The 6,919-nt window shown below is 74.8% G+C and carries 7 protein-coding genes; 2 read left to right on the top strand and 5 right to left on the bottom strand.

Going from position 1 to position 6,919, the window contains the following annotated elements; genetic code table 11:
- Positions 1 to 70: 70 nt before the first annotated feature.
- From ABZS51_RS41790 to ABZS51_RS41770, 5 genes are read right to left on the bottom strand one after another with little or no spacing between them, the layout of a single operon-like run.
- Complete coding sequence (locus ABZS51_RS41790; protein WP_355453646.1) at positions 71 to 904, bottom strand: acyltransferase domain-containing protein; 834 nt, start codon at positions 902 to 904, stop codon at positions 71 to 73.
- Positions 901 to 1,944: a ketoacyl-ACP synthase III family protein gene (locus ABZS51_RS41785; protein ID WP_355453643.1), complete on the bottom strand. Its 1,044-nt coding sequence runs from the start codon at positions 1,942 to 1,944 to the stop codon at positions 901 to 903. Before ABZS51_RS41785 ends, ABZS51_RS41790 begins: the two co-directional genes overlap by 4 nt.
- Positions 1,941 to 3,152: a ketosynthase chain-length factor gene (locus tag ABZS51_RS41780; RefSeq protein WP_355453640.1), complete on the bottom strand. Its 1,212-nt coding sequence runs from the start codon at positions 3,150 to 3,152 to the stop codon at positions 1,941 to 1,943. Before ABZS51_RS41780 ends, ABZS51_RS41785 begins: the two co-directional genes overlap by 4 nt.
- 34 nt (positions 3,153 to 3,186) lie before the next feature.
- Positions 3,187 to 4,440: a beta-ketoacyl-[acyl-carrier-protein] synthase family protein gene (locus ABZS51_RS41775; protein WP_355453637.1), complete on the bottom strand. Its 1,254-nt coding sequence runs from the start codon at positions 4,438 to 4,440 to the stop codon at positions 3,187 to 3,189.
- Positions 4,437 to 4,772 (bottom strand): antibiotic biosynthesis monooxygenase family protein, encoded by a 336-nt coding sequence (locus ABZS51_RS41770; RefSeq protein WP_310711884.1) that lies wholly within the window; start codon positions 4,770 to 4,772, stop codon positions 4,437 to 4,439. Before ABZS51_RS41770 ends, ABZS51_RS41775 begins: the two co-directional genes overlap by 4 nt.
- Before the next feature lie 153 nt (positions 4,773 to 4,925).
- On the opposite strand from ABZS51_RS41770, the gene ABZS51_RS41765 reads away from it, so the two are divergent.
- Both ABZS51_RS41765 and ABZS51_RS41760 read left to right on the top strand, forming a co-directional pair.
- The gene (locus tag ABZS51_RS41765; RefSeq protein ID WP_310711885.1) at positions 4,926 to 5,708 is read left to right on the top strand and encodes an SDR family NAD(P)-dependent oxidoreductase; all 783 of its coding nucleotides are present in this window, start codon (positions 4,926 to 4,928) and stop codon (positions 5,706 to 5,708) included.
- Between the two features lie 90 nt (positions 5,709 to 5,798).
- The gene (locus ABZS51_RS41760; RefSeq protein WP_355453632.1) at positions 5,799 to 6,758 is read left to right on the top strand and encodes an aromatase/cyclase; all 960 of its coding nucleotides are present in this window, start codon (positions 5,799 to 5,801) and stop codon (positions 6,756 to 6,758) included.
- The last annotated feature ends 161 nt before the right edge of the window (positions 6,759 to 6,919 follow it).

Here is a 6,919-nt window from a genome sequence, read left to right as displayed (position 1 = left end):
AGGTAGCCGTAGGCGGCCCACGCCGACCCGCCGATGATCGCCGGCCACGCGAACCGGGTCGGCCGGGCGATCAGGAACGGCATGAACCACAGCAGCCGGCCTCGACGCAGACGACGTCGTCGCGGGAGGACAGGATCGCGTCGAGGGCGGGCCAGAACAGCACCGGCCGCACGGGATGGGCGGCCCAGTACCCGGGGTCGGCGGCCGTCTCCCCGGTCAGCGGCTCGGCCGTGTAGCAGGAGCGCAGGGGGATGCCGGGAGCCCGTACCGGGGTGGTGGCGAAGCCGTCGACGGCGGCGGACGCGACGGCCCGCAGGGAGGGGCTGTGGAAGGCGGTCAGCGCGGGCACCGGGGCGGTGATGAACCCGTCCTCCCGCAGCCGCTCCTCGACCCGGGCGAGCGGGCCGGACGGCCCGGCCAGGATGGTCTGCCGCGGCGCGTTGACCGCGGCGACCACGACCTCGTCGGTCAGCAGCCCGTCCAGCGCGGCGGCCGCGGCCGAGACCGCGAGCATGCCGCCCGGCGGGGCCTCGGCCAGCAGCCGGACGCGCTCCTGCAGCAGGCGCGCGCCGTCGCGCAGGGTGAAGACGCCGGCCAGCACCGCGGCGGCCATCTCGCCGACGCTGTGGCCGAGCATCACCCAGGGCCGCACCCCGTACTCCATCAGAGTCCGGCCGAGCGCGTAGTCGAGGGCGAACAGCAGCGGCTGCGACCGGGTGACGTGGTCGAGCGGGACCCGCGGGTCGTCGCTCAGCCAGTCGCCGCGCAGCGCGTCGCCGTCGTCGAAGGCCGCGAGCACCTCGTCCAGGGCGGCGGTGAAGCGCGGCTCACTGCCGTACAGGCCCCAGGCCATCCGCGGGTGCTGCGACCCCTGCCCCGGGAGCATCACCATGGTGACGGTCACGTCTCGCCCCTCTCTCCCGCCCACGCGGGGCGGCTCAGCACCTCCACGACCGCGCACGACCAGGAGAACCCCGCCCCCACACTGGCGAGCAGGCACAGCTCGCCGGGACCTACCGCGCCGGTGGTGACGAGACGGTCGAATCCGGCGATCGGGTCGCCGGCGCCCAGGTGGCCGACGTGCCGGCTCCACGGCCAGGTCGTCCGCTCCGGGTCGATGCCGAACGGGGTGAAGAAGCCGGCGCTGAGCCGGCGCAGGCCCATGTGCGGCAGCGCGAAGCCCCGGATGTCGCCGAGCGCGGCCCCCGCGGCCTCCAGGGCCCCGGTCAGCGCGGCCTCCTGGCCGGCGCTCACCTTCGCGGCGGTCGCGGCCCGTCCCACCTCGCGCACGTAGGCGCGCTTGTGCAGGTCCAGGTCCACCGTGGCCGGCTCGTCCAGGGACGGGGCGCCGAACGCGTCACCGCCCCGGTGCATGCCCTCCAGCTCGGGGTCGGAGACGGTCACGAGGCTGCGGACGCGGGCGAACCCGGCCGTGCGCGACAGCACCAGCGCCGTCCCGCCGTCGGCGTAGACGGTGCCCGGGTCGCTGCGCCAGCGGTCGAAGCCGGGCGGGTTCATCCGGTCGCCGGTCGTGACCAGCGCCCCCGTGCGGTCCCCGGAGGCGTCCAGATAGGCGGTGGCCAGTTCGAGGGCGGCCATCCCGCCGTTGGACACCTGCCTGACCTCCATGGCCGGGCAGGCGTTGCCGACCGCGGCCCGCTGCACGTACGAGGCGGGCGCCCACAGGTGGTGGCCCTGGAAGTAGAGGCTGGCGTGCAGGACCAGGTCGATGCCGGCCGGCCCGGCGCCGGCCCGCGCGAGGGCCGTCCGGGCGGCCCTCGCGGCCATCTCCGGCCCGGTCTCCTTGTCGGCGACGGCCACCGCCAGCATGCCGGTGGAGGCGGCGAGCGACGCGTCGCACTCGCCCGCCGCCAGCGCCCGCTCCGTGGGGACGGCCGGCGGCAGCCAGGCGGCGCATCCGGCGATGAACGGCCCGCCGGTCATCGGCGCACGACCATCGCGCTGTTGAAGCCGCCTTCGCCCCGGGCGACCACGAGCGCCGCGTCACCGCTGACGGGCCGCGGATCGCCCAGCACGAGGTCCACGGGCAGTTCCGGGTCCACCTCCCGGACGTTCGCCGTCGCCGGGGCCACGCCCTCGCGCAGCGCCAGCAGGGCCGTCACCACGTCCAGCGGGGCCGCACCGGAGTACAGCCGGCCCGTCAGCGTCTTGGGTGCCGTCACCGGCACCCCGCGCGGCCCGAAGACGGCGGCCAGCGCCTCCGCCTCGGCCGCGTCGAGGCCGGGGTCGGCGGCGGCGTCGGCGATCACCAGGGCCACGTCCCGCGGCCGGACTCCGGCGTCGGCCAGCGCCGCCTCGACGGCCCGGACCAGAGCAGGCGGCCGTCCCGAACCGGGCGGCGGATCGAAGCTGGCCCCGTGCCCGGCGATCCGCCCGTACACGCGGGCGCCGCGCGCGCGGGCCGTCGCCGCGTCCTCCAGGGTGAGGATGGCGCCGCCCTCGCCGGGCACGTGCCCCCGCGCCCCGCGGTCGAAGGGCAGGTACGCCGCGGCGGGGTCGGTCACCGGGCTGAGCCGGCGCGAGCGCACCTGGGCGGCCAGCCCGTACGGGCACAGCGACGAGTCCATGCCCCCGGTGACCATCATCCGCGCGCCGGCCGCGACCTTGCGGCGGGCGTGCGCGATCGCGTCGAGCCCTCCGGCCTGCTCGGTCACCATCACGCCGACCGGTCCCCGCAGGTCGTGCCGGATGGAGATCTGGCCGGTGTTGACCGCGTAGAACCAGGCGAACGACATGAACGCGCTGACGTGGTCCGGGCCGTCGTGCCACAGGTGCTGGAGCTCGCGCTGGCCGAAGCCGAACCCGCCCGAGGCGCTGGCGGTGATCACGCCCACGTCCAGCGGCGAGCCGGGCTCGAACCCGGACTCGGCGATGGCCCGGTCCGCGGCGTACAGCGCGTACTGCGTCATGAGGTCGGTCTGCGGCAGCAGCCGGGCCGGCAGGTGGTCCCTGGCCACGAACCCCTCCACCTCGCCGGCCAGCGGCGAGGGCAGGCGGCCAGGGTCGAACCGGCGGATGGGGCGGATGCCGTTGCGCCCGCTCAGCACGGCCGTCCAGTACTCCTGGACGGTCAAACCGATGGGGGCGACCACGCCCACCCCGGTGACGACGACATCCCGGGTCTCACCCATGCGATCACTCCCTCGGGCACCCTGCAGGCACCCGTCAGAAACGGCGGAGCAGCATGGCGCTCTGGAAGCCGCCGAAGCCACTGCCCACGGTCAGTGCGACGTCCACGCGCCGCTCCCTCGCGACCAGCGGCACGTAGTCGAGGTCCAGCTCGGGGTCGGGCTCGTGCAGGTTCGCGGTGGGCGGCACGGCGCCCCTGGTCACCGCGAGCGCGCCGGCGGCCACCTCGATCGAGCCGATGGCGCCCAGCGAGTGGCCGATCATGGACTTGATCGAGCTGATCGGCACCCGGTAGGCGTCCTGGCCGAGCGCCGTCTTGAGCGCCGCGGTCTCGTGCCGGTCGTTCTGCTTGGTGGCCGTGCCGTGCGCGTTGACGTAGTCGATCTCGGAGGGGTCGCAGCGGGCCTCGGTGAGCGCCGCGGTGATCGCGGCGGCCATCTCGGCGCCGTCGGCGCGCAGGCCCGTCATGTGGTACGCGTTCCCGCGCGAGGCGTAGCCGGTGATCTCCGCGTACACCTGTGCCCCGCGCCGTCTGGCCGCCTCGGCCTCCTCCAGCACCAGCACGGCCGCCCCTTCCCCGAGGACGAACCCGTTGCGGGTGCGGTCGAAGGGCCGGGAGGCGCTGTCCGGCGTGTCGTTGTAGCTGGAGGTGGCCTTGATGGCGTCGAAGCAGGCGACGGTGATGGGCGCGATCGGCGCGTCGGTGCCGCCGGTGATCATCGCGTCGGCGCCGCCCTCGCGGATCAGCTCGCAGGCGTAGCCGATCGCGTCGATGCCGGAGGTGCACCCGGCCGAGACCATCGACACCGGGCCCTGCGCGCCGACCCTCCAGGCCACCTCGGCGGCCATCGAGCTGGGCACGAAGTAGTCGTACAGGTACGGCGAGGCCAGCGTGTGGTCCACCTCCCAGGTGGCGCCCCGGCCGCTGATCGCCACGTACTCCGACTCCAGCTTCTGGGTGCAGCCGACGGCGCTGCCGATGCTGACCCCCACCCGGTGGGCGGCGGACTCCTCCACCCGCAGGCCGCTGTCGGCCATGGCCTCGCCGCAGGCGGCCAGCGCGAACTGGGCCGCGCGGTCCAGTCGCTCCACCGCGTCGGCCGGCAGGCCGGCCTGGACGGGGTCGAAGTCCGCCTCGGCGGCCATCTGGGAGCGGAAGGGCGAGGGGTCGAACGTGGTGATCCTGCGCGTGGCGGTGGCGCCGGACATCAGCAGGTCCCAGAACGGCTTGACCCCGATGCCGCCCGGGGCGACGACGCCGAGGCCGGTGATGACCACCCGCCTGGTCATGGACGTTCCGTCTCGGCGGCGCGGGTCTGCCGCGTCTCGTACAGGGCGGGCTCGCTGGTGCTCAGCGCCCGCAACGCGCCCGCGTGCGGGGCGAAGCCGGGGTCCGCCACCGCCGCGCGGAACGCGGCCTCGTCCCGCCAGGCGGCGACGTTGACGTAGTGGCGCTCCTGCCCGGTCTCCATGGGCCGCAACAGCATGTGCCACAGGAAGCCGGGCCTGGAGCCCATGAACTCCGAGGTGGCGGCGAACACGCGCTCGAACTCCTCGGGCGGGCCGTGCAGGAGGAACCTGTTCACGAACGTGACGGCTCCCCCGAACTCCGTGTGCGGCATCCGTACTCCTCGATCGGCGCCCGTTCGGCAAGGGCGATCAGGTGCTCTCGCCACGACGCTGCGGCACGACTCTCGCGACCCGCTCGAACTCAGGTCGTCCACCGCCATTCGAGCAGCCGGTGTGACCCTTGCGCCGACCGAAAGGAGAACCCCATGTCCGAGGAAGGCCGGGTCGCCCTCGTCACCGGCGGCACCAGCGGCATCGGGCTGGCCGTGGCCCGGGCCCTGGGAGGCGCCGGGACGCGCGTCTACCTGTGCGCGCGCACGCCGGACGCCGTCGAGCTGACCGTCAAGGGGCTGCGGGAGTCCGGGGCCGAGGCCGACGGGCGGGTCTGCGACGTCCGCGACCCCGTCGCGATCCAGGAGCTGGTGCGGGCCGCCCGTGACCGGTACGGGCCCATCGACATCCTGGTCAACAACGCCGGCCGCGGCGGCGGGGGCGTCACCGCGGAGATCCCCGACGAGCTGTGGCTGGACATCCTGGACACGAACCTCACCAGCGTGTTCCGGATGACCAAGGCGGTGCTGACCACCGGCGGGATGCTGGAGCGCGGGCGGGGCCGGATCATCAACGTCGCCTCGACCGCGGGCAAGCAGGGCGTGGTGCTGGGCGCGCCGTACTCGGCCTCCAAGCACGGGGTGGTCGGCCTGACGAAGGCGCTGGCCCTGGAGCTGGCCAAGACGGGCATCACGGTCAACGCCGTCTGCCCGGGTTACGTCGAGACGCCGATGGCGCAGGGCGTGCGCCAGCGGTACGCGGCCTTCTGGGGCGTCACCGAGGACGAGGTGCTCGCGAAGTTCCAGGACAAGATCCCGCTGGGCCGCTACTCCACGCCCGAGGAGGTCGCCGGGATGGTGGGCTACCTCGTCTCGGACACGGCGTCGTCCGTCACCGCGCAGGCGATCAACGTCTGCGGCGGGCTCGGCACCTTCTGATCCGACCGACCTGATCCGACCGACCTGATCCGACCGACCTGATCCGACCGACCTGATCCGAGCGACCCCTCCGAAGTGACAGGAGCGCCCGTGGCGACCTCACCCACGCACGAGACCGAGCACCAGATCACCCTGTCGGCGGACCCGCGGGCCGTCTACGCGGTCCTCGCCGACGCGACCGCGTGGCCGGCGATCTTCCCGCCGACCGTCCACGTCGAGCGGATCGAGCAGAGCGGCGGGGAGGAGCGCATCCGCATCTGGGCGACCGCCAACGGCCGGCCCAAGACGTGGACCTCGCGGCGCGAGCTCGACCCGGAGGGGCTGCGCGTGCGCTTCCGGCAGGAGGTGCCCGCGCACCCGGTGGCCGCGATGGGCGGCGAGTGGATCGTCGAGCCGGTCGGCGCCGGCACCACCCGGGTCCGGCTGACGCACGACTTCAGCGCGGTGGACGAGGACGGCCTGGACTTCGTCGCCAAGGCCGTCGACCGCAACAGCGAGGCCGAGCTGGCCTCGCTGCGGGCCGCCCTCGAAGGCGCCGGACAGGGCGCGGGGACGGGCGACCGGCTGGCGACGTTCGAGGACACGGTACGGGTGGACGGCGCGGCGAGCGACGTCTACGACTTCCTCCACCGCGCCGACCTGTGGCCGGAGCGGCTGCCGCATGTGGCCAGGATGGCGCTCGAGTCCGAGACGCCCGACGTGCAGCTCATGGAGATGGACACCCGCACGGCCGACGGCTCGACGCACACCACGGCCTCGGTGCGGGTGTGCTTCCCCGAGCACCTGATCGTCTACAAGCAACTGCGGACGCCGAAGCTGCTGGCCGTGCACACGGGCCGCTGGACGGTACGGCCGGACGGCGACGGGGCCGTGGTCACCTCGCAGCACACGGTGGCGATCGCCCCGGAGGCCGTCACGGGCGTCCTGGGCGAGGGTGCGACGGTGACCGACGCGCACGCGTTCGCGCGGGAGGCGCTGAGCCGCAACAGCATGACGACGTTGCGCGCGGCCAAGGAGTACGCCGAGGGCCGCCGGTCGGCGACCGTGTGAGCCTGCGCGTGTGAGCCTGCGCGTGTGAGCCTGCGCGGACGCACGGCGGGCCGCGTCCCTCCGGGGACGCGGGCCCCCCGGCGGGGGGGGGCGGCGGGGCGCCCCCAGGGGGGCCGCGGCGGGGCAGGCGGAGGAGGGCGGGGGGGGGGGAGGGGGGTGAG

The organism is Nonomuraea sp. NPDC005501, assembly GCF_040605905.1.
GTDB lineage: Bacteria > Actinomycetota > Actinomycetes > Streptosporangiales > Streptosporangiaceae > Nonomuraea.
This window is presented reverse-complemented; position numbering and strand designations above follow the sequence as displayed.

Excerpts from the sequence above, each read along its gene's own strand:
- ABZS51_RS41765 (WP_310711885.1), top strand. The coding sequence starts at position 4,926 with ATGTCCGAGGAAGGCCGGGTCGCCCTCGTCACCGGCGGCACCAGCGGC.
- ABZS51_RS41785 (WP_355453643.1), bottom strand. The coding sequence starts at position 1,944 with ATGACCGGCGGGCCGTTCATCGCCGGATGCGCCGCCTGGCTGCCGCCG.
- ABZS51_RS41770 (WP_310711884.1), bottom strand. The coding sequence starts at position 4,772 with ATGCCGCACACGGAGTTCGGGGGAGCCGTCACGTTCGTGAACAGGTTC.
- ABZS51_RS41775 (WP_355453637.1), bottom strand. The coding sequence starts at position 4,440 with ATGACCAGGCGGGTGGTCATCACCGGCCTCGGCGTCGTCGCCCCGGGC.
- ABZS51_RS41780 (WP_355453640.1), bottom strand. The coding sequence starts at position 3,152 with ATGGGTGAGACCCGGGATGTCGTCGTCACCGGGGTGGGCGTGGTCGCC.